This is a genomic window from Halodesulfovibrio spirochaetisodalis, from assembly GCF_001672295.1.
Lineage (GTDB): Bacteria > Desulfobacterota > Desulfovibrionia > Desulfovibrionales > Desulfovibrionaceae > Halodesulfovibrio > Halodesulfovibrio spirochaetisodalis.
The window spans coordinates 118,943-145,438 of record NZ_JXMS01000001.1 but is presented as its reverse complement, the minus strand read 5'-3'; the positions used below and the strand labels follow the sequence as shown (position 1 = coordinate 145,438).

The following is a 26,496-nucleotide window of genomic DNA, read 5'->3' as shown; positions in this document are numbered from 1 at the left end:
TTATGAATCAACCAGTAATCGACATCACAGATCTCAGGTTTGCCTACCCTGAAGCCCCTCGCTTCACGGTTCTGGAGAACCTGAACTTTACCGTACCGCAGGGTGCGTATATCGCTATTCTTGGACCAAACGGCGGGGGCAAAACCACACTGCTCAAATGCATACTGGGATTGCTTACTCCACAGGCCGGTCATATTGCAGTTTTTGGCAGAAAGCCTTCGGAAAGCGTCCGGTATATCGGGTATGTACCGCAATACGCCACCACCAAGGATTTGTTCCCTGCCAACTTGCTTGATGTTGTTATGATGGGGGCTATCAGCAGCCCCCTTTTATTTCCATTTTCAAAACAACAGCGACAGCGCAACGAGCAAAAGGCTGTTGAAGCGTTGGAGATGGTCGGTCTTGCAGGAAAAGAAAAAGAACGGCTATGCAACCTTTCCGGCGGACAACGGCAACGAGTCATTGTTGCCCGTGCACTTATGTCTGACCCAAAACTGCTGCTGCTTGATGAGCCCACAGCCAACTTTGACCCGAGCGGTAAATTTTGTTTTTACGAATTTCTCGCAAAATTACCTGATGATATCACTACGATTGTTGTCAGCCACGACATATCCATTGCGGCATCCCCCTTCACAGGGATTGCTGTTGTTAACCGCAACCTGTCGTACCACGAAGGCAACGACCTTACTCCCGAATTCCTTGCACATCTATACGGCACGCATGAAAGCACATGCCCTATGGGCGCTTTCATCGACAATGTTCCACAAATGCTTTCATTCAAGCCGTTTTCCGACATAACAGTACCGAAGCCACCAAAGGAATAACCATGGACATTCTTACACTTCCTTTTATGCAGAATGCTATTGCAGCATCCCTGCTTGCTTCTGTCGCGTGTGGCATTGTCGGTACTCTTGTGGTCCTTAACAGACTTGTATTTCTTGCAGGTGGCGTAGCACATGCGGCCTATGGCGGCGTAGGTCTTGCCTTTTTCTTCGGACTTCCTGTTCTTCCGTGCACATTAGGGTTCACCCTTGGCTCATCAGTGGTCATGTCCACCATTGCACGTACGTATAAAGAAAAGGCTGACACCGTTATCGGGGTTCTCTGGGCGGCGGGAATGGCGTTCGGTATTATCCTCATTGACCTTACTCCGGGATACAATGTCGACTTGATGAGTTTTCTCTTCGGCTCAATCCTGACTGTATCAGCGCATGATCTTTGGCTCATGCTTGCTTTGGATATATTCATTGTAGTCGCAACAATTCTCTTCTACCCCGGTCTACTCAGCATTACCTTTGATGCTGAATATGCAGAGTCACGAGGGCTTCCGGCCGCATTGCTGCATATCCTTCTTGTTTGCATGGCTGCAGTATCAATCGTTATGGTTATCCGTGTAGTAGGGCTTATCCTTGTCATTGCCCTGCTGACCATTCCCCCTTTTATTGCAGAACGAAAAGCTCGAAACCTTGCTTCCATGATGGGAGTAGCAATCCTATGGAGTACATTGTTCTGCGTGGCTGGTCTCATGGTTGCCTACTGGTTTAACCTGACATCCGGAGCAAGCATTATTGCAGTTGCTGCCATCTGCTTCTTTACTGTTGTCGGGATAGAGCAGCTACGAAAAAACTAAAGATACATTCCAAACTCAAAGCCGGATCGTTTAACGATCCGGCTTTTTTTATAAAATACTATTTACAAACATTCATGAATGTATAATTACATATGCAGCACAATTAAACATAAAAGGTAGTACAATGAAACTCTCACGTAATAGTAAAACAATACTATTTATTGGCCTGTTATGCGCAACAATCGCTGCTGCTACGGTGCTCAACAAAAATAATGAAACAAAAGATATCGCACAGCCATCACGCAAAAATATCCGTGTCACAGCTGTTTCAGCGACTCGAGGCAAAATTCGAAGTTGGGTATTCGGCGAAGGAACGGTTCGCGCTGTTCGTCGCGAACTCCTTACATTCGAGCAAGCCGGAAAAGTCGTGTTCATCGCTAAAGAAAAAGACGGACGAATTCTTCGCGAAGGTGCACAAGTAATGGGACCTGTCGAAGGCCAACGTCTTGGTCAGCTTCTGGCTCGTGTTGACAAACGTGATAACGAAGAAACCTACATTGCCAAAGAAGCAGAATTATTTGAGGCAAGACAGGATGTGTCCACAGCTGAGCATGTTGTGGAGCAAGCGCAAACTGATTTGAACCTTGCAGAAGCAAACTACCTGCGCATGCAATCTCTCTATAAGATTAAAGCAATCTCCGCCCAAAAATTTCAGCAACAAGAAGCACAAAAGAGCAACGCACAAGCTCAATACAAAACAGCTCTGGCCAAGCTCACTTCTGCAAAATCCCGCGTAAAAGCTATGGCTGCCACATTGCGTAAGGCTCAAATTTCAATTGAACGGACAGGAATATTTGCCCCGTTTGATGGTGTCATAACATATATGAACATCAAAAAAGGCGACCATGTCCAACCTGCTTCCATCAACAATATGAGCGAAGACAATGCATTGCGTGCTGCCTCAATCGTTGTCATTGACCCGTCAGAATACGAAATCACCATGGATCTTCCTGTATATGATGGTGTTAATATCAAAGAAGGGCAAAGTGCAGTTCTTGCTGCCAGTGAGGAAATCATCTCACCAGAGACAACTGAACTTGAAAGTGGTTCTAATATCGCCACCGCTTCCGTTTGGGCGGTTACACCAGCTGTTACTCCAGAAGGCCGAACCATCAAAGTCAAGCTACGCACTACCTCAAACCCGGAAGCATTGCGTGACGGACTGTATATTAATGGATGGATTGCAATAACTGAAAAAGAAGATGCACTTATCGCACCCCGTAATAGCGTTATCTTCCGCGACAATCATGCTTTTGTCTTTGTGGTAAACAAGGACGGTTCGGTTTCTAAACGGGCTGTCACTATCGGCATACACAGTTTGACCCGCTATGAAATCACATCCGGTATTACTTCTGATGAGTTAATTGTAACCAACGGTAAACACCTGCTCGTTGATGGTTCACTTGTTGAAGTCATCCCTGTTCCTCATACTCTTGCAGCCAGCAAAGCCGAATAGAGAACACACCATGGATAGTAAAGAAAAACAAAAACTACATGAACAGAATATGAATAACTCCGCAGACGATCCTGACCACTACTCTGCTTTTTTCAAATTCTTTATCAGCAAAACAACCTTCAGCATTCTTTTCCTCTTCACATTAGTGATCGGCGGTATCTTCGGCTACACACATATGATTAAGGAGTCCTTTCCCGATTTATCCATTCCGCAGGCTGTTGTTACAACAGAATGGGCCGGGGCTTCGCCTGAAATTATTGAAAAAGAAATTACCAATAAAATCGAAAAAAAACTTAAATCTCTCAAAGGGCTGAAAAGCCTTCGCTCCGGTTCACGACGCAACTTTTCATCTATCACGGTTGAATTCCAGGCAGATGAAATTATGTCAGAAGCAATGGCATTGCTCAGAGCAAAAGTTAGTGAAGCTGAGGCTGACCTCCCCAGCGAAGCTAAAAAACCAAAAATTACTGAAGTTGCAGTTTCCGATACCCCGATTGCGACTTTCATGATTTACGGAAATGTAGACCCAGCTAGGATGGGTACCGTTGCACGCGATTTGAAAAGAAAGTTTGAGCGCATCAATGGAATTCGTGAAGCACAACTTTCCGGGGATCGAAAAGAAATTGTCAGAATTCAACTGAAACCAGCTCGCATGCGTGCATTAGCCCTGTCTGCGACCACGGTTAGAGATGCTATTACCAGTGCATCCAGAGACATGCCTTTAGGGCAGATAGAGGATAACTCCGCTTCATGGTCAGTCAACCTGACAGCACGTTTTGAATCGCTAGATGACCTCAGAAACGTCCCTGTTAAACGACTCACAAACGGCAGGACAATCAGACTTCATGAAGTTGCTGAAGTGAGCAGGAATCTGGACAAAGAGATTAACCGTTGTTTGCTTAGCTGGAGCGGCGGAAATTTTTTGCAAGGTATTTCTATCGGTATCATCAAAGTATCCGGCAGAGACACGTTAGCTCTCATAAAAAAAGCAGAAGCAGTCATAAAAAAAGCAACTCAGGCACCAGATTGGCCAAACTCATTGCAATACGCAATCGTTTCCAATGAATCCAGCACAATCACCAACCAACTGTCATCTATGATTTCCAATGGCTGGCAAGCAATGGTTGCGGTTTTCCTTGTATTGCTTTTTATGCTTACCTGGCGTGAGGCTTTAATAGCAGGGCTTTCCATACCGATAACGTTCCTTGGCTCTGTAGCGATTGTTGCGTTGCTCGGCAACACTATGAATATGATTGTAATCATCGGTATGGTGCTGGCATTAGGAATGCTTGTCGACGTATTTATCCTTGTTATGGAAGGAATGCACGAAGCAATCTTTATTAAAAAGTTAGGCTTCCTACCTGCTGCTCATTCCACAATCAAAACATATGCAATGCCGGCTTTTGCCGGCCAAATGACTACCGTCCTCGCCATGACGCCTCTTCTAGCCATAAGAGGGCTCGACGGTAAATTTATTCGTCTTATTCCAATTACAACTATCACGTGTCTTTTGCTTAGCTTTGTGGTCGCATTTCTGGTATCGATCCCACTCTCCAGATTCCTGCTAGGCAAAGGAAATCTGAATACCACAAAAACAGCTGTGGATAATTTAACAGAACGTATCAGCGCTTCTTTTAAGGCGTGGTTGCTTATTGGGCCTGCTGCCAGCAAAAAAAAAGCTGCAGCATGGGTTGCGGGTGCCTTTGCACTTTTTATTCTGTCTCTCAACCTTGCAGGATACCTTCCAAGTGAAATGTATCCAAAAGATGACGGTCTTAACATGGGGGTCTTTATCCGTCTTGCACCAGGTACAGACCTTGAGCAGTCTCAGAAACTCGCTTCTGAAGTCGGGGCTACGTTAAAAGACACGTCATTCCTTGAAAGCGTCACTATGTTTGTAGGCAAGAAAAGTCCTTTCTCCGGTGGCTCACTGCAGGATTCATTGCTTCCCACAGAATCTACGAACTTTATCGGTTTCTCACTCCGTTTTCTTCCTAAGAAGGAGCGCAACAAACTTGCGTATGAATACCAGCCTGAACTTCGAGCCAGAATTAACAGCGTCCTTAGCAAGCATCCGGGTACTGAACTGTTTTTAAAAGCAGAAGTTGGCGGTTCAACTGGTGCGGCACCTGTACAAATTGAACTTACAGGCACTGAAATCAAGAAGCTTCGTACAATTGCAAATGATGTGAAGAGTGCTTTACGTAACGTACAGGGCACAAGCGATGTTGCAGACAATCTTGGGCCAGCTGAGGATCAGCTACGTACTACGCCTCGACGTGAAGCGCTTAACTTTTACAGAGTTCAACTCGACGATGTAATCAACCAAGTACGTATAGCCTTGGAGAACGATAAAATCGGTAGCTATAAGCTTCCGGGAGTTAAAGAAGATCTGGACATAAAACTCAGTACGCTATGGGCAAGCCGAGAAGGAAAAATTGGCAGCCCTCGCACTGCTGAAGAACTACACTTTCTATCCGTAACTAATGATTCCGGAATTTCTATTCCAGTATCTTCATTGCTTACCTTTGATCCAGAAGAGGCATCTCAAGTTATTCTTCACCGTAACAACAGACGCACTGTCAGTGTAACGGCAAAAACAAACGGAGTTACCGCATCTCAAATATTACAAGCTGTGCAGCCTAAACTTGAAACCATGGAACAAACATGGCCCAGCGGATATTCCTGGTCTTTTTCAGGCGAGGCAGAAAGCACATCTGAAGTATATTCCTCTGTACCAATGGTATTAACACTCGCGTTGTTTCTCGTTTTTTCGGTACTTGCCCTGCTCTTTGGTTCTTTTATGCAGCCAATCATTATTATGCTTACAGTTCCTCTTGCGCTAACCGGCACATTCATCGGCTTCTTTCTATTCAATATGCCTCTTAGCTTCCCTGCTATCATCGGAATCATCTCCCTTGCTGGCATTGTTGTAAATAATGCAATTGTTATGATTGAAACAATGAACGAGGTCAGGCAAAAAGGGGCATCCATTTCGGAGGCAGCCTCTGCAGGAGCTTCTGAGCGCTTACGACCAATCATCTCGACAACTGTAACCACGTTAATCGGTCTTATTCCACTCGCCATATCCAGTCCTTTCTGGATGCCACTATGCCTTGCTATTATCTTTGGACTTACTGTGGCAACCATAATGGCTCTGGTTGTCATTCCATGTCTGTATAAGCTTATTACCCATGAAAAAACACTTTCCGCATAAAGGAAGTACATGACTATAAAAAACACCTGCGATACAACGCTGTTTGTACGCAGGTGTTTTTTTCAACTACATTTATTTCAAGGCAACATCATGGCTCGCCAGACAAAAGAAAATACAGAACAAACCCGTCTTAATATTATCAATGCGGGGCTCAACACTTTTTTACAGAAAGGATACTCCAAAACAACCTTACAGGATATTGCGACCGCGGCCGGTGTTACCCGCGGGGCAGTATATTGGCATTTCAAAAATAAAAAAGATGTATTCTATGCTGTTGCACACGTTGCTTTTGAACCTCTTGACTTCTTCTGGGAAGAACAACTGAATAGCATTGATGATCCCAGTGATTGGATTCGCAACCTGCTCAGTAGATGGATGCATGAATTAACACATAATACAATGCTCGAAAATGCAGTGAGGCTGATCCTCCAACAAACAGAACAGTCCAGTGAGCTAGAAGAATTTTTTGCCACCGATCTTAAGGATTCCAGAGATTGTATTGAGCAGATTGCTAGAGTCGTGCAATTAGGTATTGATGAAAACAAATTCGATGAACAACTAGATCCACTAACTACTGCTGCTACCGTGTGGGCTCAAATTTGCGGATATGCACTGGCGTATATCGACTTCCCCGATCTCGTAGATTGGGAGCAGGCTGCGAACTTACAAATGAATAGTTATCTGCAAGGGCTCTTAAAGACCTAACAAAATGCCCTGTCACAAGTCATACTAGACTCAAAGTAACACAGAAAAGCCCCTGTACAGTTCCTGCACAGGGGCTTTTCAACGTATTATGATAACGCACTGCTAGAAGCTGGTACCCACGCTTGGTACCACCCCACGAGTATCGTTGCTGCCTACAGTAAGCAAACGCATTTCTGCATTAAGCGGTAAAGTCTGTGTAGCCATAGCAAGCACCTCGTTTGTCGGTGCATGGATGAAGCGCATGTTAAAACGGACACGGTTCATAGTCTGTGTGTATGTTCCTGCAACAATGATGGTTGCACGTACATTCTCGTTGGCAAGCACATGAGTGCGACGGGTCAGGATAAATTCTCCGCCTCGTGGCTCAAAGAGAACAGAACGCCCTTTACGAACTTCCTGCACCTTGTACCCTGAAGTCACAAACCAGCGGGACAGCTCTTCACCCATCTGGCGGGCAAGGCCACTGGATTCTTCAAGATCGCCCAGTGCAACAGGAGTGGTTACAATGACACCGTAGCCTTCCACATCTCCTGCATCCAGATTCAGTTTCTGACGAAGCTGAGCATCAAGCTGTTCTGCAAGAATATCTGCAACAACAGGAATTGTTTTGACTGCCACCGGCTGACAGCTTGTTGCGTCTTGAGCCGGAGCATTGGAACCTGCTGATACCGCAAGCGGAAGCAGCAAACACATAAAGAGTACCAGAGCGGTAAATATATAACGAAGCATGGGAACCTCCTCTACCGAAGTGTTTCGATTAAGCGGTTCACAGCTGTAATTTCTGAAACAAGCTGTTCGCGCATATTTTCATGTTCTGCAGAGGCCAGTCCGAGCAGGAAATGCTCTTTTGCCAGCTCGTATCGCTGTTCAGCGACGTACTGCCTTCCAATATATAAATTCTGCATAGAGTTGCTGCTGTATGGAGATGCAACAACTTTGTATGTTGCCGGACGGTGCACAGCTGTTTTGTTTTTACTTCTCAGCGCAGTACAGCCGGTAAGGGCAACCACAAGTGCTAAAATTACGACGCGTTTCATGAGAGCTCCTAGTGCAGGTCTTCGCCAAGATCGATGGCTGTCAGATCATTCGCTCTGGTCATTGTTGTGAAGTCACGCATTGATACATAGCCTGAGCTTAACTTAGGGCCGGTATCAGCAAGCATCCTACGGACAACATCTGTCTGCTGGAACACAAGCTGTGCAGTGCGGAGAACCGCATTATCAGACACACGTACCATTCTGGCATTCACAAACACGTTGTCTTTTACCTGATAGTAGGTACCGACAATCGCAAGAGCACGTCTGTTTTTCACGTAGGTACGATGGTTGCGGGTAAGCATGAATTCACCCTCAGCTTTACGGCCGGTGATTTCATTACCAATGCGGTACTCTTTCACCGGAACATTACGCTGGTTGAATTCATAAATAAGCGCTTCAGCAATGTAACGCCCAAAACCGGAGGTTCTTTCAAAGTTATCCTGCTCTACAAATGTAACCGGAAGTACACTGGCATTTTTAAATGCTTCCCAGTCAAGGTTACATAAAAGCTGGTTTGCAAGCTCACGAACTTTTAATTTCACTTCGCGGGCATTGTCACCTGCTGTCAGATCGGGACGAATAGTGCCCTTTCTCCACAGCATGCCGCCGGTTCCATCCGGAAGCATCACACCGCTATCGTAACTTCTAACAGTAGTAACTGGTGTGAACGGAGTGTCTTCTTTGTAAGGAGCATCTGCCGATTCCGGCACCATACTTTCAACAGCACCATAAACCTGCTGCTGGGGATGTTTCTCTGCCCATACTTTCGGGGCGCCAACCATTATTACCAAGAGTGCGATCAATACGCCGCGAAAAGCATTAGACATGCCGATCCTCCATATTTGTTCGTACCATATTTGGTGCGTTCATTGTTTGCCGAGTTACATTCACTATCGGCGTCGGAATGGAAAACTTAAATAGAATATAAGAGTGGAACAGCACAAAAAAAAGACCGCCCTAATGGACGGTCTTTTAGATTCAATCAAACACGCTGTGCTAGTGTGTTACCTGAGCTTCCTCAGGTTCGCAGATCTTAAGAGAGTCTAACAACTCCCTAGTCTGACACTTTCCCTGATAGATATCCTCCGAATCTGCTGCCAATGCATATGGAAGCACTTCATCAACATTCTCTACAGAGATTATTTTCATTCCTCGCAGAACATCCGCAGGAATGTCTTTAAGGTCTTTTTCATTATCTTTAGGAATGAGTACAGTTGTAATCAAACCACGGCGTGCAGCCAGAAGCTTTTCACGTAATCCACCAATCGGCAGAACACGTCCGCGTAATGTAATCTCACCGGTCATGGCAATATCATTACGAACAGGAATACCAAGCAGTGCTGACACCATAGAGGTGCACAAGGTAATGCCTGCTGACGGACCATCTTTCGGAGTTGCGCCTTCCGGTACGTGCACATGAATATCCAGCGACTTGTGGAAGTCCGGCTTCAACCCGAACAGGCCGGAGCGGGAACGGATGTATGAAAGAGCAGCCTGTGCAGACTCTGTCATAACCTCACCGAGCTTACCTGTAATGGAAACTTTGCCGGAACCCGGCATAATCGCAGTTTCCACCATCAACAGTTCGCCACCAAGTTCTGTCCATGCAAGACCTGTTGTTACACCAACCTGAGACTCATCTTCTCTTTCACCATAACGGTATTTTTTCACACCGAGCAAGTTAGGAAGATTCTGGGTGGTGATGGAAACAAGCTTATCCATGTCGTCCGCTTCAACCACACGCATTGCCGCTTTACGACAAATGGAAGCAATCTCGCGTTCAAGGTTACGAACGCCAGCTTCACGTGTGTAGTAACGGATAATATCCATAATTACATTGTCGGACATGCGCAGGTTTTCGCTCTTAATGCCGTGCTGCTCAATCTGCTTAGGCAGCAGGAAATCACGGGCGATACGCTTCTTTTCTGTCTCAAGATAGCCCGGCAGCTGAATAATTTCCATACGATCCTGAAGCGGAAGCGGAATAGACTGCAGGCTGTTTGCTGTGGTGATAAAGAACACCTGAGACAGATCATAGTCCAGATCAAGGTAATGATCATTAAATGTGCCGTTCTGTTCCGGATCAAGCACTTCAAGCAAGGCTGCTGAAGGATCGCCTCGGAAGTCTGTGCTCATCTTATCAATTTCATCAAGGCAGAACAGCGGATTGTTATGATCCACTCGCTTGAGAGACTGAATGATTTTACCCGGCAATGCTCCTACATAGGTACGTCTGTGACCGCGGATTTCCGCTTCGTCACGTACACCACCAAGAGACAAACGGACAAAGTCACGGTTTGTCGCACGGGCAATAGAACGTGCAAGTGATGTTTTACCGACACCCGGAGGGCCCACAAGGCAAAGGATAGGTCCCTTCAACTTGGTCGCAAGCTTCTGTACTGCGAGGAACTCAAGAATACGCTCTTTCGGCTTTTCCAGACCGAAATGATCTGTGTCCAAAATAGAACGGGCTTCTTCAATATCAATCGGAGTATCTTTAAGATTGTTCCAAGGAAGGTCTACAATCCAATCAATGTAGTTGCGGACAACAGTGTACTCAGCAGAAGAAGCAGGCATACCGCGAAGCTTTTTCAGTTCGCGCAGACCGCGCTCAAGCGCTTCTTCCGGCATTTCTTTACCGCGAAGCTTTGTCTCAAGCTCGTTCAGTTCTTCCTGAGGGTCGTCATCACGCCCCATTTCTTTATTGATCGCCTTGATCTGCTCGTTGAGGTAGTACTCTTTCTGGTTGCGCTCCATCTGATGTTTAACGCGGTTTTTAATGCGTTTTTCCATAGATGTAATGGCAATTTCACCCTGAAGGAGTTCATACACTTTCTCAAGTCGCTGAACAGGATCGGTAAGCTCCAGAACTTCCTGCTTCATACGGTAATCAACTTTAAGGTGCGGCATAATGGCATCTGCCAGTTTGCCTACAGAGCTTACTGCGTTGATTGCAAGCAGGGTTTCCTGAGCAAGTTTTTTATTAATTTTTGCATATTCTTCCAGAGATTCATGACAAGCACGGGCAAGCGCTTCAGCTTCAGTGCCTTCAATGTCATTTTCATCAACCGGAGTAACGTCAGCAAGAACAAAAGCTATTTCTTCTTCGCTTCCGTCTTCTGCCTCTATTTTTTCAATACCGGCAGGAGTCCAGCGAGCACGGTACAGACCTTCGAACAACACTTTAATAGTGCCGTCAGGCAGTCTGAGCATCTGAAGTACTTTAGAAACAGTACCGACCTCGAACAGGTCGTCCTTTTCCGGTACTTCCATTTCCGGCTCGCGCTGTGCTACAAGAAAGATTTCTTTACTGCTATCAGCAATGGCATGCTCGATAGCTTTGATGGAGGCCTCACGACCAACAAACAAAGGAATTATCGAACGCGGGAACATTACCACTTCCCGCAGGGACATCAGTGGGAGTTGAATGGTATCAAGACGCTTTTCTTCGCTTGTTCCAATCTCAGTCATATATCCTCCTCGTTTCGTGCCATGCACTCTTCCGCAAGGAAGACAAGAGGCACAACGAGATAGTTAAGTCTCGGTGCCGAATTGTCAATTGCTTCAGCTCAATATACTCAAAATGCATCACACATTCATGTGATGCATTTTGATAACTAACTAATTAAGAAGCAGTTTTTGCCTCGTTTTCATAAATGAGCATCGGCTCTTTTCCTTCTTCAACCACTGCCCTGTTCACCACGCACTCCTTAACTCCCTTAAGGGAAGGCAGGTGGTACATGATTTCCAGCATGATTGATTCCATAACGTTACGCAGTCCCCTTGCGCCTGTTTTACGATCAATTGCCTGACGGGCAATCGCTTTAAGCGCGTTTGTGGTAATGCGTAAGGATACTTTGTCGAACTCGAAAAGCTTCTGGTACTGACGTACAAGAGCATTTTTCGGCTCAGTAAGGATACGAACGAGATCGTCTTCGCCAAGCTCTTCAACACAAGTGATTACCGGAATACGACCGATAAACTCAGGAATAAGCCCGAATTTGACAAGGTCGTTCGGCTGCACCTGCGTAAGCAGGGACGTAAACGTCATATCTTCTTTAGAAGTAATCTTAGCACCAAAGCCCATTGCCTTACCGCTCATGCGTGTTTCAATGATCTTATCAAGACCAATGAATGCACCACCCACGATAAAGAGAATGTTAGAGGTATCCATGCGGATAAACTCTTGCTGCGGATGTTTACGTCCACCTTTTGGCGGAATGTTGGCAACAGTGCCTTCAATAATTTTAAGCAGAGCCTGCTGTACACCTTCACCGGAAACGTCACGGGTGATGGACGGACCGTCACCTTTACGGGAGATTTTATCAATCTCGTCGATGTAGATGATACCTTTGGCTGCAGATTCAATATCGTAATCCGCATTCTGCAGGAGCTGTACGAGAATGTTCTCGACATCCTCACCAACATAGCCTGCCTCTGTAAGCGTTGTTGCGTCTGCAATAGCAAACGGAACATTCAGAATGCGTGCAAGTGTCTTAGCAAGCAGCGTTTTACCACTGCCGGATGGACCTGCAAGAAGGATATTGCTTTTTTCAAGCTCAACGTCACCAAGCTTATGCTCGTAGAACACGCGCTTGTAGTGGTTGTGCACGGCTACAGACAGAATCTTTTTAGCATGATGCTGGCCGATCACATACTCATCGAGCTTACTTTTAATTTCCTCAGGGGTAAGCAGCTGACCAGTCTCTTCAGTGACTTCAGCTCCCTCCTGCGCAATAATTTCATTACAAAGAGCAATACACTCGTCACAAATGTAGACTTCCGGACCTGCGATAAGGCGGGCAACCTGCTCCTGACCTTTTCCGCAGAACGTGCAATTAAGCTCTTCAGTCGGTTCGATTGAGTTATTATCCATATTGTATTCCACTACTTCTCTGTTTTGAGAATGTCATTACGGGATACAAGGATTTCGTCAATAATGCCGAAGTCCTTTGCTTGCTCAGCTCCCATGAAGTAATCACGTTCTGTGTGTTCCACAACAGTTTCAATCGGTTTTCCTGTGTGATGTGCAAGAATACCGTTCAATGAATCTTTCAGACGCAGAATCTCTTTGGCGTGGATATCGATATCCGTAGCCTGCCCCTGAATACCGCCAAGTGGCTGGTGGATCATGATGCGGCTGTTAGGCAAAGAGTACCGTTTGCCTTCAGCACCTGCAGCAAGCAGCAAAGCTCCCATGCTCGCAGCCTGCCCCATGCACAGTGTAGCAACAGGAGCAGAAATGTATTGCATGGTATCATAGATTGCCATCCCTGCGGTTACGGCACCGCCGGGAGAGTTGATGTACATGTAAATTTCTTTTTCAGGATTCTCGGATTCCAGGAACAGAAGCTGTGCACAAATCAAGGAAGCGATTTGATCATCAATAGGAGTCCCAAGAAGAATAATCCGGTCTTTAAGCAAACGGGAGTAGATATCGTAGGCACGTTCAGACCGACCGGTGGTTTCAATAACAATAGGCACTGCCATAACGCACTCCTAACAGTGGTAAAAAAGTATGTGTTGTAGGCTTGGAAAAAGAAAGGGCAGCGAATGTACACACCGGAAATATAACCAGAGTGCACCACCCGTTCTTACAAACGGACTTATAGCAACCTAGCAGAAGTTCCCCCAACTGCTCAAGGAGCAATGGGGCTCAATTTGTGATAACTTGCATTCAAAGCAAAAAAACGGGGCAAGCAAAGATGCCGCCCCGTTTATTAATTGTTGACTTGAGAAAGGAAAAAGAGAGTCTAGTCTTCTTTTTCTTCTTTCTTCGGCTCAACTTCAGTAACGTTAGCTTTTTCGTAGATTGCATCCATTGCTTTGTCAGCGAGGAGACGGTCACGAAGGCTGAAGAGAAGGTTGTTTTTAGCGTAGTAGTCTTTTACTACGTGGAATTCCTGACCTGCACGCATTGCGATCTGGTGAAGCTGCATATCAACTTCCTGGTCAGTTACTTCTACGCCTTCTTTCTTCGCTACTGCGATAAGGAAAACCTGAGTCTTTGCGATCTCTTCTGCTTCAGGACGAACTTCGCCACGAAGTTCTTCTGGAGTTTTGTTGAGAGATTCAACAGACTTGCCCTGACGCTCAAGACGCTCGATGCGTTCCTGAATGAGGCTGTCAACATGACCGTCAACCATGGAATCTGGAAGCGGGAATTCAACAGTTTTCAGGAGAGAGTCAAGCATGGTTTTCTGAGCCTGAGATTTGTTAAGCTGCAGACGGCTGTTTTTGTAGGATTCTACAACAGCTTCACGCATTTTCTCAACGGAGTCGAAACCACCTGCTTTCTTAGCAAGTTCGTCGTTGAGTTCAGGAAGTTTTTTCTCCTGAATAGCGTGTACAGTCACTTTCATGGTCACAGTTTTACCTGCGAACTCAGGGTTGATGAAGTCTTCAGGGAAGGTAACGTCGCCTTCACCGGACTCACCAACAGTGATTGTTTTTACGAGTGCTTCGAAGTCTTCGAGAGCCTGCTTGTCACCAAGAGTCATCTGGAAGTTTTCAGCGGATACGCCTTCTACAGGCTCACCGTCTTCGTAAGCAGCAAAGTCGATTACAGCAATTTCACCGTCTTTAGCAGCGCGATTTTCAGCAACTACTACATTTTCAGCCATGTTGCCACGGATGCGGTCGATTACTTCATCAACTTCTTTTTCGTCTACTACTACTTTTTCTTCTTCAACATCAATGCCTTCGTAGTTTGGAAGGTCAAACGCAGGCATTACTTCGAAGGAGATAGAGTAAGAAAACTCTTCGTCACGAACAAGCTCGCCGCCATCAAAATCAATGCGGGAAACCGGAGAAAAATCACCTTCGCCGATTACTTCATTGATATGAACGTTAACGAGGTCCTGTGTTGCTTCAGAGTAAACTTCTTTCTTAAAGCGACCTTCGATGACGCTGGAAGGTACTTTACCTTTACGGAAACCTTTCAGGTCGATGTTGGTACGGTACATTGCAATAGTTGCAGCAAGTGCAGCATTAACCTCGTCCACAGGAACAGTAATATTAATCTGTTTCTTAACCGGAGACAGATCTTCTACTTTATATTCCATGGCACACGCTCCTTCTTGTCCAGTGGAAAATTAGAAAAATTCTCCGGCGATCAACTATGTTAAGTACCGGATTGAGATATATGGTGCGAAAGGAGAGACTCGAACTCTCACGGGATTAACCGCCAGATCCTAAATCTGGTGCGTCTACCAATTCCGCCACTCTCGCATTCATTCATATGTAGTGACTGTTACCAGAACAAGAGTTTGTATGTTCCTGTTGCTAGGTTGGTAACATGTCGAAGGCGCAGACATTTACCATTGCTGCGCACAGAGTTCAAGCACAAAAATGCGATTACTCGCATTTCTTGTGAAAAAAAGCTCTAAACGGATGAAGCTACTCACAAACATTTCTGTGATATATTATGTACGAATATGTAACATTCCGCACTCAGTACCACTTTCAAGTACTTCACCAATAACTGTCGCAAGCTCGCCACGCTCTTCAAGAAACGTAACAGCCTCTTCAACGCGTGCTTCAGGTACTGCCAGAACCAGTCCGCCTGAAGTCTGCGCGTCAAATATAAGATCAACCCGTAAAGAGTCAACACCTGCAGCAACTTCTGTTGCATTTTTACAGTGCAGCCTGTTTGCGTGGCTTCCCTCGGGCACAAGTCCCATACCGGCAAGCTCAAGCGCTTTATCAAGCACAGGAACTGCAGCGGAGTCAATAGCCACTTTAGCTTTAGAGGCCTGCGCCATTTCGAGCAAATGTCCGCCAAGCCCAAAGCCAGTAACATCTGTCGCCGCCTTCAGCCCCATATGCCGGATAAGCTCACCACCTACATTGTTCAATCTGGCTGCCCATGTATACAAAAGTTCTTCCATTTCTTCAGCGCCATTCCACTTGGCCTTAACAGCCGTAGCCAGCACACCAGTACCGACTGGTTTTGTGAGAATAAGCTTATCCCCTTTTTGCAAACCCGCATTGGACGTATAGGCATCCGCGTCAACATACCCTGTTACAGAAAGCCCGTATTTGATTTCTGCATCTTCCACACTGTGTCCACCCGCAAGAACTGCTCCTGCTTCAACAATCTTATCGTAGCCGCCGCGGATAATTTCGCTGAGCATATCTTTCGGCATACTTTTTACAGGAAAACATACAATATTCATGGCACACCACGGAGTACCACCCATCGCATACACATCGGACAGCGAGTTTGCTGCAGCAATCTGACCGAAGCGATATGGATCGTTTACAATGGGTGTAAAAAAATCAAGTGTCTGAACAATGGCTTTACCTGAAGGGAAAGAAAGAACAGCAGCATCTTCATTATCCGCAGTACCAACAAGCACCCTGCCCTGTTCCCGAGAAGCAGCTTTTGGTAACGACTGTAAAATCTGCTCCAGGTCCCCCGGAGCTATTTTAGCAGCTCAACCTGCAGCTTTAACAGTATCAACCATAGTAATCTGCGACTTACTCATGCTCAAACCCTGCATCATCCCGCATTGTACGGGTGTTTTCTTTTAAATATTGAATAAAGCTTTGTGTAGCCGGGAAATAGTGCCTGCGATTATGGTACGCACAGTAAAACTTACGGTGCAATTTCATATCAGACACAGGAAGGATACATAGGTCCCCCCGCTCCACCTCAGAAGCTACTGCCAGTCTGGATGTAATGGAAAGCCCCATACCCGCTTTGACAAATTGAATAACAGCATTTGTTGATTCCACCTGCACCACAGATGGAAGAGATCTGATATCAACATTACGTTCAGCAAGCGCATTTGCAAATGCTTTACGGGTTCCTGACCCTTGCTCACGCATTACCCAGTCATACTTACTGAGTTCTTCAAACGGCAACTCTTTACGTTCCCCAGCATACTCAGGTGAAGCTATGACAACAAGTTCATCATCAACAATCGGAACAAATGTGAGTTCAGGATCATTTTCAAATGCCCCTACAACCCCAACTGTCAGCTCGCCACTGGACAATTTATTGATAACCGCTTCAGAATCGGCAACCTTGAGAGAAACGTCTACACCAGTATGGAGACGCATATAGCTCGCCATAATACCGGGGAGTAAATAGTGCGCGGGGATTGTACTGCCGCCGATAACAATCTCACCAGAAATTTCATCATGCAGCTGTGCAATTTCAGCGCGCGCAGAAGCAAGCGAGGCAAATGCCTCTTTAGCATGCTTATACAGGATAACTCCTGCTTCGGTAGGCAAAACAACACGCCCCATTCTATCCAGAAGAGGGACGTTTAATTCCGCCTCAAGCGCTGAGACATGCGCACTTATTGTAGGTTGTGATAAAAAAAGATCTTTCCCGGCACGGGAAAAACTTTGCAACTCATACACCTTACAAAATGCTTCCAACTTTCTGTAATCGATCATCTCTATTGATTACATCGAAAAACAAAATACCGCAACAGACACAAAAAAAGGCCGTTGTAAAACAACGGCCTTTGATATGCATAGTGCGATACAGTAACGCAGATTATTCAGCTGCGGTAGCAGCTTCAACAGCCTGCTTAACTGCTTCGTCTTTCTGTTCCTTGCTCATCGGAGCTGCGGACTCAGATTCTTCTGCACCGGGCTTGCGAATAAGTTCGATGACAGCCATAGGTGCATTATCGCCCTTACGTGGAGTAGAGAGCTTAATAACACGTGTGTAGCCGCCTGGTACACCCTCGAAAAGCGGTCCGATTTCATCGAACAGAACCTTAACGAGCTGGTGAGAACCAAGAACTTTGTAAGCCTGACGGCGAGCATGAAGATCATTGCGTTTAGCAAGAGTAATCAGGGGCTCAACAACGCCACGCAGGCTTTTAGCTTTAACCACGGTGGTACGAAGGGAGTAATGAGTCAGCAGAGACTTCGCCATGTTACGGAACATAGCCTTGCGATGTGCAGGTGTTCTGCTGAATTTCTTTCCAGATTTGCTATGCCTCATTTTGCTGCTTCCTCTTCAACCAATCCTGGTATTTCTTCTCAAAGCCTTCAACCTGCATACCAAAATCAAGACCCATTTCGCCAAGTACACGACGGATTTCGTCGAGTGACTTACGGCCAAAGTTCTTGGTTTTGAGCATTTCAGATTCAGTGCGCTGAACAAGTTCACCAACTAATGCAACGTTTGCACTCTTGAGGCAGTTAGTAGCACGAACAGAAAGTTCAAGCTCGTCAATGCCTTTGAAGAGGTTTTCGTTCAAGCCGCTGTCTGCAGCAGCCTGTTCGTTTTCTTCTTCAGAGATACGCTCGTCAAAGTTAATGAAAACAGAGATCTGTTCTTTAATGATCTTTGCACTGTAGGCAATGGCATCCTCAGGGGATACTGAACCATCGGTCCAGACCTCAAGGATGAGCTTGTCATAGTTGGTCATCTGGCCGACACGGGCCTGCTCAACAGTGTAGGCAACCTTGCGAACCGGTGAAAAACTAGCGTCGAGTTTGATAAGACCAATCTCGTCACTAAGTCCTTCATGCATGTCAGCTGGCACGTACCCTTTACCCATTCTGATCTCGAGTTCAAAAGTTACTTCTTTATCTTCGGTCAGAGTGAACAAAGGCTGTTCCGGATTGAGAACCATTACGTGCTGGTTGCCCTGAATGGCGTCGGCAGTTACAGCGCCCTGCTTATTTACGGTGAACTCAATACGTTGAGGTTCTTCCGTATCCATAGCAAATCGTACTGACTTAAGGTTCAGCACAATGTCGGTTACATCTTCAAGAACACCCTCAATAGTGGTGAACTCGTGATGAACTCCGGACATTTTTACTGCAACAGCGGCAGCGCCCTGAAGGGATGCAAGCAACACACGACGCAAAGAGTTGCCGATAGTGTTACCGTATCCTCGTTCGAGAGGCTCGCATACAAACTTACCGTACTGGGTGTTGCCTTCGCCGATACGCGCAATGGTGTCGGGCTTAACCAACTCAGACCAGTTGCGTGTATTAATAGTTCTGTCGCCTTGTTTGATGAGCATGCTTTAAACCCGCTTATTTGGAGTAGAGCTCGACAATCAGCTGTTCGTTGATTGGGAACTGAATGTCTTCGCGCTGAGGCAGAGCCTTAACGGAACCCTTGAAGTTAGGGGCGTCAACTTCCAGCCAATTCGGACAACCGCGACGAGCGATAACTTCCTGAGCTTCCGCCAGAACTGGATCTTTACGATGTTTTTCTACAACAACGATTTCGTCACCAACTTTCACCTGCATAGAAGGAATGTTTGCCTGACGGTTGTTGAGTGTGAATACGCCGTGACGAACCATCTGACGAGCCTGCTGACGGGAGTTAGCATAACCGAGACGGTAAACCACGTTATCAAGACGACGTTCGAGAAGTGCGAGGAGGTTTTCACCAGTAACGCCTTTCTGCATGTCAGCCTTTTTAAAGTAGCTGCGGAACTGCTTTTCGAGAATGCCGTACATACGACGAACTTTCTGCTTTTCGCGCAGCATAACTGCGTAATCGCTTACTTTTTTGCGTGAACGACCAGCCTGTCCAGGTGCGTATGGACGGCGGTCAAATGCGCATTTATCAGTGTAACAGCGATCGCCTTTCAGGAATAACTTTGAACCTTCGCGTCGACAAATGCGACACTTAGCACCATTATATTTAGCCAAAACAATCTCCTCTTGTATTAGACGCGACGTCTCTTAGGTGGACGGCAGCCATTGTGAGGGATCGGGGTTACGTCACGAATGAACGCAACCTTGAATCCAGCAGCGTTGATAGCACGCATGGCGGCTTCGCGACCGGTACCTGGACCTTTGACGTAGATACCGACAGTACGCATTCCGTTTTCCTGTGCTTTCTTAGCTGCAGTATCAGCTGCAACCTGAGCAGCAAACGGAGTAGACTTACGGGAACCCTTAAAACCGGACTGGCCAGCGGATGCCCAACTTACTGCGTTACCACGAGTGTCGGTAAAGGTAATAATGGTATTGTTGAAGGTAGCCTGGATATGGGCGATCCCTACGGGAATATTCTTTCTTTCTTTTTTCTTGCCCGTACGCTTGGGTCTAGCCATAACTATACTCTCTCAACTAGATAATTGATAGATGGGGTTGGGAACCTCATACGAGCTTAGTATGACTAAGCCGTGATACGCCGGACTAAGGTGTTGCATCATATGAAAGCACCCTTAGCTCGGGAGAGATTCCACGCCTGATCCTACATGAGGATGGACTTACTTCTTCTTCTTACCAACAACAGCGCGACGTGGACCTTTACGGGTACGTGCGTTGGTCTTAGTACGCTGACCGCTCACAGGAAGACCGCGACGGTGACGCAGACCACGGTAACAACCGGAGTCCATAAGACGTTTGATGTTGGAAGAAACTTCACGGCGGAGGTCGCCCTCTACCTTGTAGTCCTGCTCAATAACTTTACGGATCTCGTTAACTTCTTCAGCGGATACGTCGTCAATGTTGCGTGTCCAGTCAACACCTACTGTGTCGAGGATCTGGAGAGCTGTATAACGACCAATGCCGAAGATGTAGGTAAGAGCGATATCAGCACGCTTACCTCTTGGGAGATCTACACCTGCAATTCGAGCCACAATTTACTCCTGGTATGCTTAGCCCTGACGCTGTTTATGTCGGGGATTTTCGCAAATGACTCTCAGGATGCCCTTGCGCCGGATAACCTTGCACTTAGAGCACATTTTCTTAACTGAAGGCCTGACTTTCATCTTTGACTCCATAGTCTGGATCTTCTGACACAACAAAAACTGAGCTTGAATAAGCCCAGAACTGAGGTCAGTAACACCAAGTTCCACAAGTAGTCAACACATATAACGAGTATTGACACAATTAATCAGATAAACTCAGAATAACCGGTCCATCTGATGTAATAGCAATAGAATGCTCAAAATGAGCAGAAAGCTTTCTGTCTTTGGTCACAGCAGTCCAATTGTCGTCGAGAATATCAACTTCATATGAACCTTCAGTAACCATCGGTTCGATGGCAATAACCATCCCAGCTTTCAAAGGAAGTCCCGCACTCTCATGCGGAACAAAGTTAGGAACTTCCGGCTTTTCGTGGAGCTTACGACCAATGCCGTGCCCAACAAAACGACGGACAATGCCAAAACCGTGAGCCTCAGCATGTTCCTGAATTGCTCTGGAAACATCATTAAGATTATTTCCAGGTCGAGCTTGTTCAATACCAAGCATGAGAGACTCACGCGTTACATCGACAAGCTTCTGAGCTTTTTCCGATACAGTTCCTACAGTAAAGGTTCTGGCATTGTCACCATAAAAACCTTCATACAGGACTCCTACATCAAAAGAAACTATATCTCCCTCTTTAAGCACACGATCAGACGGGAAACCGTGAACGATTTCTTCGTTTACTGAACAGCATAAAGAATAAGGGAAGCCATAGAGCCCAAGGAATGCAGGTTTAACATTGAACTGTTTGCACAGATTCATTGTCAGCTCATGGAAAAAGATAGTCTTAACGCCTGGGCGAACATGTTCACCCAGGACGTCAAGAATGATAGCACCAATTCGATTGGCCTCCCGAAGGAGGCCAATTTCTTTCTCATTTTTTAAAAAAACACCGCGGTATTTTTTCACTTCTACTATCTACCTTTCTTGGACTTATTCATAAGTCCTTCGTATTGGCGAGAGATCATGTGAGACTCTACCTGTGACATGAAGTCCATTGCTACACCCACAATAATCAAGAGGCTTGTACCACCGAAGTAGAACGGAACATTGAGTTTTGCGATGAGAAGCATTGGAAGAACACAGATAGCTGCGATGTAAAAGGCACCCCAGAGAGTAATTCTGGAAAGAACCTTATCAATGTATTCTTTGGTCTTCATACCCGGACGGATGCCTGGAATAAAGCCGCCTGAGTTCTTCAAGTTTTCAGCAATGTCTTTTGGATCAAAAACAATTGCAGTGTAGAAGAAACAGAAGAATACAATGAGAGCGATGAAAATGATGTTATATACAATTGTCTGTGGAGCAAACCAAGCAGAGAACTGCTGAATCCACTCTACATCTGGAGCAAATGTGCCGATTGTAGCCGGGAACATAAGCAGAGAAGATGCAAAGATCGGCGGAATAACACCAGCGGTGTTAATTCGCAGTGGAAGATGTGTGGTCTGGCCGCCTACCATTTTTCTACCCATCTGACGCTTAGCATAATGGATAGGGATACGACGTTGGCCACGCTCCATAAAGACAATGAATGCCAAAACGGCAGCCATGATGGCGAGGATGAGAATACCAACAAAAATGCTGAGTTCACCTGCACCAACAAGGTTAAAGGATCTAAGCAGGGCACCCGGAAGACCAGCAATAATACCAGCAAAAATGATTAAGGAAATACCATTTCCCACACCTTTTTCAGTAATCTGCTCGCCTATCCACATAATCAAGACGGTACCTGCGGTAAGCGTGATGATCGTGGTGAGTCGGAAAGCCCATCCGGCTGTAAGTACAACTGGCGCGCCTACTGGACTGGTCATACTTTCCAGACCAACAGCAATACCCAGGCCCTGAATGATGGTAATGAGAACAGTACCATATCGGGTGTACTGGGTAATTTTTTGGCGGCCAGAAGCCCCCTCCTCTTTTGCCATACGCTTCAGATCAGGTGAAACTACCTGAAGAAGCTGTACGATAATAGAGGCAGAAATATAGGGCATGATGCCGAGGGCGAAAATCGACAGATTGCGAAGTCCGCCCCCGGAAAACATGTCAAACAGGCCGAACAGGGTGTTTTGAACGCTGGCAAAGAAATCAGACAACGCTGCTGTATCAACACCAGGTACTGGTACATGAATACCGATTCGGTAAACAGCGAGTAAGAAGAAGGTCCACAACAATTTCTTTTTCAGTTCTGGCTGTTTCGCCAGATTATCAACACCACTGAGCGCCACGTTTTACCTACCCTTCAAGCGCCTTGGCTTCGCCGCCGGCGTTTTGGATTTTTTCGAGTGCAGAAGCAGTGAACTTGTGAGCTTCAATTGTCAGTGCAGCGGAAAGTTCGCCTCGACCGAGAATTTTTACAGCTGCACCGTTCTTAGCAAGACCGCGTGCGTAGATGTCCTCGAGGGTGATGTTATTCTGTCCCTCAAAAGCTTCAGCAAGGCGATCAAGATTGATCACGTCGTATACTGCTTTAAACTTAGCGTTGGAGAAACCACGCTTAGGCAGACGACGAGCCAGAGGCATCTGGCCACCTTCGAAACCTGGACGAACGCCGCCGCCTGAGCGAGCATTCTGACCTTTATGACCTTTTGCTGCAGTCTTACCCCAGCCAGAGCCGGAGCCACGACCGATACGACGACGCTGCTTGCGTTCCTCTTTAAATGGGAAAAGTTCATGAAGTTGCATTACTCCGTAACCTCCACCATATGAGAAACTTTAGCAATCATACCGCGCACTGCAGCATTGTCCTTAAACTGTTTTTCCTGACGGATCTTTTTCAGGCCCAGAGCGTCCAATACAGCACGCTGTTTAGGGAGAGAGCCGATCCGGCTACGTACAAGTTTAACCTTGATCATGGCTATACCTACTTCCTAGGAGCTTCGAGCTTCTTACCACGCAGGGAGCCGACATAGTCAGCGCTGCGCAGGGATGTCAGACCAGCCATGGTTGCACGGAGTACGTTATGTGGGTTGTTAGTGCCGATAGCTTTTGCAAGAATATCAGTAACACCAACAGCTTCCATAATCGCACGTACCGGGCCACCAGCGATGATACCAGTACCTTTTGAAGCAGGCTTCAAAAGTACACGACCAGCGCCGAAACGACCTAATACCTCATATGGTAAGGTACCGTCAACCAATGAGATCTGAACCATGTCTCTTTTTGCACGCTCAGAGGCTTTACGCAGAGCTTCAGGAACTTCCTGAGCTTTACCAAGGCCGAAGCCTACATTGCCCTGACCGTCACCAACTACAACCAATGCGGAGAAGCTGAAACGGCGACCGCCCTTTACAACTTTCGCAACGCGGTTGAGATAGACAATCTTTTCAATCAAACCGAGTTCGTTTTGTTCCATGACTATACCTATACCTGTTAAAATTTCAGGCCTGCTTCACGAGCTGCATCAGCAATTGCCTGAATGCGGCCGTGATAGATGTAGCCGTTACGGTCGAACACTACGCGCTCGATTTTCTGTTCCTTAGCAAGGCGAGCGATTTCGGTGCCAACCTTGGCTGCAGAAGCCTTGTTGGATTTAAGAGCTTCGCCGTCTTTGCTAAGAGTCAGTGTGGAAGTTGCTGCAATGGTTGCACCTTTGCAGTCATCCACGAGCTGAGCGTAGATATGCAGGTTAGACCTGAAGACAACGAGACGCGGACATTCAGCAGAGCCTGAAATCTTTTTCCGGATGCGTACTTTACGACGCAGCCTTTTTTCGTTCTTGGACTTCATATGTCTACACCTGCCTATTTACCTGCAGATTTACCGGCTTTGCGGCGGATCTGCTCATTATCGTATTTAATGCCCTTGCCTTTGTAAGGTTCTGGCGGACGTACACGACGAACGGTAGCTGCAAACTCACCTACGAGCTGCTTATCGATGCCGCTTACTGTCAGCTTGTTACCCTCAGCTTTAGCCTCAAGTCCTTCTGGAAGAGGCATAACAACTGGATGGGAGAACCCAACTGCAAGTTCAATATTCTTTCCCTTTACCGCAACTTTGTAACCAACACCGTTGACTTCGAGAGTCTTGGAGAAGCCTTTGCTTACACCTTCGATGCAGTTAGCAACGAGAGTACGACGGAGGCCGTGCTGTGCACGTGCTACGCGGGACTCATCTTTGCGGGTAATTACTACGTTGCCGTCAGCAATTTCGTAATTGAGGGTAGCTTCTACTGGTGTAGAAATGCTGCCCTTAGGGCCCTTTACATTAATAGCTTCGCCCGCAATCTTAACTTCAACACCGGAAGGGATTGCTACAGGCTGCTTACCAATACGTGACATGACTGCACCCGCTACCAGATTTCGCAGAGGATTTCGCCGCCAGCATTAGCTTCTTTAGCAGCGTTTCCTTCTAGTACACCACGGGATGTGGACAGGATACAAATACCAAGACCGTTCTGAACGGATGGAACGTCCTGTGCACCAACGTAAACGCGACGACCTGGCTTGGAGATACGCTTGAGGCCTGCTACTGCAGCTTTACCTTTAACGTATTTCAAAGTGATCTTAATTTCACGATCTTCTACAGCGTAGTCGTTTACGTAACCCTCAGCCTTGAGGATGGAGGCAATGGATTCCTTCATCTTCGAGCGCGGCACACTCACTTCCTTATGAAGGGCCAAGTGCGCGTTGCGGACACGTGTAAGCATGTCAGCAATAGGATCAGTCAGCATCTAAAACTCCTTGTGACTTACCAGCTCGATTTACGAACGCCTGGAAGCTCACCGCGCAGAGACATCTGGCGGAAGCAGATACGGCAAATGCCGAAACGACGCATGAATGCGCGTGGGCGTCCACAAATAGGACAACGATTGTATGCACGAGCGCTAAACTTAGGTTTGCGCGCGGCTTTTACTTCAAGAGACTTACGAGACATCTTTGGTTCTCCTTACTTCTTGAAAGGCATTCCGAGCTGATCAAGCAGGAATTTGCCTTCTTTGTCAGAGGAAGCGGTAGTAACGATGGTGATGTTCATACCAAAGGCATTATCAACACGATCAGCTTCCATTTCAGGGAAGATGGTGTGTTCTTTGATACCCAAGGTAAAGTTACCACGACCATCAAAACCACGATCAGGGATACCGCGGAAGTCACGTACACGAGGCAGTGCAAAGTTAACGAGCTTGTCGAGGAAATCCCACATTACGGCACCGCGAAGAGTTACTCGGCAGCCGATAGGCATGCCTTCACGCAGTTTGAATGCAGCGATAGACTTCTTAGCACGAGTAACAACGGCCTTCTGACCAGCAATGGCGGTAAGCGCTACAACAGCATCTTCGAGGATTTTGTTGTTTGTGCTTGCTTCGCCAAGGCCGATATTGAGGGAGATCTTCTCCAGCCCGGGAACCTGCATAGGTCCTTTGTACTGGAACTCTTTCTGCAGGGCCGGCACCACGTTTTCTTTGTAGATCTTATTCAGACGGGTCATCGTCTTTCACCCTACCCAAGAATTTCGTTACACTTCTTGCAGAAGCGCACTTTTTTACCGTCTTCGGTGCGGCGGTAGCCTACGCGAGTAGGTTCAGCACAAGCACCACACATGACCATCACGTTAGAAACGTGAATAGGCATCTCTTTTTCGACGATTCCACCAGGCTGCTGCGCATATGGGTTCGCCTTAGTGTGACGCTTAACCATATTTGCACCCTCGACAACTACACGATCTTTCTTACGAAGGATCTTAGTAACTTTGCCGATTTTGCCTTTGTCCTTACCGGAGGTTACCATGACTTTGTCGTCTTTATGGATACGATACTGTTTCATGG

At 46.5% G+C, this 26,496-nt stretch carries 31 protein-coding genes and 1 tRNA gene; 5 read left to right on the top strand and 27 right to left on the bottom strand.

The features are described from left to right. Positions 1-2 precede the first annotated feature (2 nt). The 5 genes from SP90_RS00735 to SP90_RS00715 all read left to right on the top strand — a co-directional run bounded on the left by SP90_RS00735 (position 3) and on the right by SP90_RS00715 (position 7,008). On the top strand, positions 3-824 hold the full coding sequence (locus tag SP90_RS00735) for a metal ABC transporter ATP-binding protein (protein ID WP_066851553.1): 822 nt from the start codon (positions 3-5) through the stop codon (positions 822-824). A 2-nt stretch (positions 825-826) separates the two neighbouring features. Beyond that, positions 827-1,630, top strand: coding sequence for a metal ABC transporter permease (locus tag SP90_RS00730; protein ID WP_066851551.1), 804 nt, complete (start codon positions 827-829; stop codon positions 1,628-1,630). Between the two features lie 124 nt (positions 1,631-1,754). Beyond that, positions 1,755-3,086 carry an efflux RND transporter periplasmic adaptor subunit gene (locus SP90_RS00725; protein ID WP_066851549.1) on the top strand — a complete coding sequence of 444 codons (1,332 nt, stop codon included), beginning with the start codon at positions 1,755-1,757 and terminating at the stop codon, positions 3,084-3,086. A 10-nt stretch (positions 3,087-3,096) separates the two neighbouring features. Continuing rightward, complete coding sequence (locus tag SP90_RS00720) at positions 3,097-6,303, top strand: efflux RND transporter permease subunit (protein WP_066851547.1); 3,207 nt, start codon at positions 3,097-3,099, stop codon at positions 6,301-6,303. A 9-nt stretch (positions 6,304-6,312) separates the two neighbouring features. Further along, a complete protein-coding gene (locus SP90_RS00715) occupies positions 6,313-7,008 on the top strand; it encodes a TetR family transcriptional regulator (RefSeq protein WP_066851545.1) in 696 nt (231 codons plus the stop codon). A 102-nt stretch (positions 7,009-7,110) separates the two neighbouring features. Here the strand turns inward: SP90_RS00715 and SP90_RS00710 are convergent, their stop codons facing one another. The 27 genes from SP90_RS00710 to rplX form a co-directional block, all read right to left on the bottom strand. Then, a complete protein-coding gene (locus SP90_RS00710; protein WP_066851543.1) occupies positions 7,111-7,737 on the bottom strand; it encodes a FlgO family outer membrane protein in 627 nt (208 codons plus the stop codon). A gap of 11 nt (positions 7,738-7,748) precedes the next feature. Continuing rightward, a complete protein-coding gene (locus tag SP90_RS00705) occupies positions 7,749-8,045 on the bottom strand; it encodes a hypothetical protein (RefSeq protein WP_066851541.1) in 297 nt (98 codons plus the stop codon). An 8-nt stretch (positions 8,046-8,053) separates the two neighbouring features. Then, positions 8,054-8,872, bottom strand: coding sequence for a FlgO family outer membrane protein (locus tag SP90_RS00700; protein WP_066851539.1), 819 nt, complete (start codon positions 8,870-8,872; stop codon positions 8,054-8,056). Positions 8,873-9,041: 169 nt separating this feature from the next. Continuing rightward, a complete protein-coding gene (lon, locus tag SP90_RS00695; protein WP_066851538.1) occupies positions 9,042-11,516 on the bottom strand; it encodes an endopeptidase La in 2,475 nt (824 codons plus the stop codon). 154 nt (positions 11,517-11,670) lie between these two features. Further along, on the bottom strand, positions 11,671-12,921 hold the full coding sequence (gene clpX / locus SP90_RS00690) for an ATP-dependent Clp protease ATP-binding subunit ClpX (protein ID WP_066851537.1): 1,251 nt from the start codon (positions 12,919-12,921) through the stop codon (positions 11,671-11,673). 11 nt (positions 12,922-12,932) lie between these two features. Beyond that, positions 12,933-13,535 carry an ATP-dependent Clp endopeptidase proteolytic subunit ClpP gene (clpP, locus tag SP90_RS00685; protein ID WP_066851536.1) on the bottom strand — a complete coding sequence of 201 codons (603 nt, stop codon included), beginning with the start codon at positions 13,533-13,535 and terminating at the stop codon, positions 12,933-12,935. 263 nt (positions 13,536-13,798) lie between these two features. Then, on the bottom strand, positions 13,799-15,109 hold the full coding sequence (gene tig / locus SP90_RS00680; protein WP_066851535.1) for a trigger factor: 1,311 nt from the start codon (positions 15,107-15,109) through the stop codon (positions 13,799-13,801). A gap of 81 nt (positions 15,110-15,190) precedes the next feature. Continuing rightward, positions 15,191-15,275: transfer RNA gene (locus SP90_RS00675), tRNA-Leu, on the bottom strand. A gap of 194 nt (positions 15,276-15,469) precedes the next feature. After that, entirely contained in the window at positions 15,470-16,534 is a 1,065-nt protein-coding gene (gene selD, locus SP90_RS00670; RefSeq protein ID WP_082936222.1) for a selenide, water dikinase SelD, read from the bottom strand. Then, a complete protein-coding gene (locus SP90_RS00665) occupies positions 16,527-17,453 on the bottom strand; it encodes a selenium metabolism-associated LysR family transcriptional regulator (protein ID WP_066851531.1) in 927 nt (308 codons plus the stop codon). Before SP90_RS00665 ends, selD begins: the two co-directional genes overlap by 8 nt. A 103-nt stretch (positions 17,454-17,556) precedes the next feature. Then, the gene (gene rplQ, locus SP90_RS00660) at positions 17,557-18,012 is read right to left on the bottom strand and encodes a 50S ribosomal protein L17 (protein ID WP_066851529.1); all 456 of its coding nucleotides are present in this window, start codon (positions 18,010-18,012) and stop codon (positions 17,557-17,559) included. Next, on the bottom strand, positions 18,002-19,045 hold the full coding sequence (locus tag SP90_RS00655; protein ID WP_066851527.1) for a DNA-directed RNA polymerase subunit alpha: 1,044 nt from the start codon (positions 19,043-19,045) through the stop codon (positions 18,002-18,004). The genes rplQ and SP90_RS00655 overlap by 11 nt, the downstream gene beginning before the upstream one ends. Before the next feature lie 13 nt (positions 19,046-19,058). After that, positions 19,059-19,685: a 30S ribosomal protein S4 gene (gene rpsD, locus SP90_RS00650; RefSeq protein ID WP_066851525.1), complete on the bottom strand. Its 627-nt coding sequence runs from the start codon at positions 19,683-19,685 to the stop codon at positions 19,059-19,061. A 17-nt stretch (positions 19,686-19,702) separates the two neighbouring features. After that, on the bottom strand, positions 19,703-20,092 hold the full coding sequence (gene rpsK, locus SP90_RS00645; RefSeq protein WP_020001442.1) for a 30S ribosomal protein S11: 390 nt from the start codon (positions 20,090-20,092) through the stop codon (positions 19,703-19,705). A 159-nt stretch (positions 20,093-20,251) separates the two neighbouring features. Then, a complete protein-coding gene (gene rpsM, locus SP90_RS00640) occupies positions 20,252-20,623 on the bottom strand; it encodes a 30S ribosomal protein S13 (protein ID WP_066851524.1) in 372 nt (123 codons plus the stop codon). 18 nt (positions 20,624-20,641) lie between these two features. After that, positions 20,642-20,755, bottom strand: coding sequence for a 50S ribosomal protein L36 (rpmJ, locus tag SP90_RS16415; RefSeq protein WP_020001440.1), 114 nt, complete (start codon positions 20,753-20,755; stop codon positions 20,642-20,644). Positions 20,756-20,876: 121 nt separating this feature from the next. Further along, a complete protein-coding gene (map, locus tag SP90_RS00635; RefSeq protein ID WP_066851522.1) occupies positions 20,877-21,644 on the bottom strand; it encodes a type I methionyl aminopeptidase in 768 nt (255 codons plus the stop codon). A 5-nt stretch (positions 21,645-21,649) separates the two neighbouring features. Then, positions 21,650-22,960 (bottom strand): preprotein translocase subunit SecY, encoded by a 1,311-nt coding sequence (secY, locus tag SP90_RS00630; RefSeq protein WP_066851520.1) that lies wholly within the window; start codon positions 22,958-22,960, stop codon positions 21,650-21,652. 7 nt (positions 22,961-22,967) lie between these two features. Beyond that, entirely contained in the window at positions 22,968-23,417 is a 450-nt protein-coding gene (gene rplO, locus SP90_RS00625) for a 50S ribosomal protein L15 (protein WP_066851518.1), read from the bottom strand. Next, the gene (gene rpmD / locus SP90_RS00620) at positions 23,417-23,587 is read right to left on the bottom strand and encodes a 50S ribosomal protein L30 (RefSeq protein WP_020001436.1); all 171 of its coding nucleotides are present in this window, start codon (positions 23,585-23,587) and stop codon (positions 23,417-23,419) included. The genes rplO and rpmD overlap by 1 nt, the downstream gene beginning before the upstream one ends. 8 nt (positions 23,588-23,595) lie before the next feature. Continuing rightward, on the bottom strand, positions 23,596-24,087 hold the full coding sequence (gene rpsE / locus SP90_RS00615; RefSeq protein WP_020001435.1) for a 30S ribosomal protein S5: 492 nt from the start codon (positions 24,085-24,087) through the stop codon (positions 23,596-23,598). A 17-nt stretch (positions 24,088-24,104) separates the two neighbouring features. Further along, complete coding sequence (gene rplR, locus SP90_RS00610; RefSeq protein ID WP_066851516.1) at positions 24,105-24,461, bottom strand: 50S ribosomal protein L18; 357 nt, start codon at positions 24,459-24,461, stop codon at positions 24,105-24,107. A gap of 14 nt (positions 24,462-24,475) precedes the next feature. Then, positions 24,476-25,012, bottom strand: coding sequence for a 50S ribosomal protein L6 (gene rplF, locus SP90_RS00605; RefSeq protein ID WP_066851514.1), 537 nt, complete (start codon positions 25,010-25,012; stop codon positions 24,476-24,478). Between the two features lie 11 nt (positions 25,013-25,023). Next, the gene (rpsH, locus tag SP90_RS00600; protein ID WP_066851512.1) at positions 25,024-25,404 is read right to left on the bottom strand and encodes a 30S ribosomal protein S8; all 381 of its coding nucleotides are present in this window, start codon (positions 25,402-25,404) and stop codon (positions 25,024-25,026) included. A 17-nt stretch (positions 25,405-25,421) separates the two neighbouring features. Beyond that, complete coding sequence (locus SP90_RS00595) at positions 25,422-25,607, bottom strand: type Z 30S ribosomal protein S14 (protein ID WP_020001431.1); 186 nt, start codon at positions 25,605-25,607, stop codon at positions 25,422-25,424. A 12-nt stretch (positions 25,608-25,619) separates the two neighbouring features. Next, the gene (rplE, locus tag SP90_RS00590) at positions 25,620-26,159 is read right to left on the bottom strand and encodes a 50S ribosomal protein L5 (protein WP_066851510.1); all 540 of its coding nucleotides are present in this window, start codon (positions 26,157-26,159) and stop codon (positions 25,620-25,622) included. Positions 26,160-26,170: 11 nt separating this feature from the next. Then, positions 26,171-26,494, bottom strand: coding sequence for a 50S ribosomal protein L24 (rplX, locus tag SP90_RS00585; protein WP_066851508.1), 324 nt, complete (start codon positions 26,492-26,494; stop codon positions 26,171-26,173). Positions 26,495-26,496 lie beyond the last annotated feature (2 nt).